At 59.2% G+C, this 314-nt stretch carries 1 rRNA gene; it reads right to left on the bottom strand.

Annotated elements, in window-relative coordinates:
• A 5S ribosomal RNA gene (rrf, locus tag F6X39_RS36250) occupies positions 1–106 on the bottom strand; the annotation flags it as partial.
• Between the last annotated feature and the right edge of the window lie 208 nt (positions 107–314).

The following is a 314-nucleotide window of genomic DNA, read 5'->3' on the forward strand; positions in this document are numbered from 1 at the left end:
ATTACCTACTTTCACACGGGCAATCCGCACTATCATCGGCGTGGAGTCGTTTCACGGTCCTGTTCGGGATGGGAAGGGGTGGGACCGACTCGCTATGGTCATCAGGCATGACGGGTTGCTGCGTCGCGGGGTTGGAGTCAACCGGTTGCGCCACAGCCAATCGGGAAGAAGCGTAAAGGATTCGGGTGTGGGGGGGTTGTGTTGTTTCTGGCACAACACTGAATCCCAACCGTGCGTTTCTGTCAGCTCCCGCGGGAGTTCACACCAATCCCCTTCGGGGATCGGACCCGCGTCAGTGCTCAGGCACTAACGCG

Origin of the sequence: Paraburkholderia sp. UCT2 (assembly GCF_014397665.1) — a bacterium.
Taxonomy (GTDB): Bacteria; Pseudomonadota; Gammaproteobacteria; order Burkholderiales; family Burkholderiaceae; genus Paraburkholderia; species Paraburkholderia tuberum.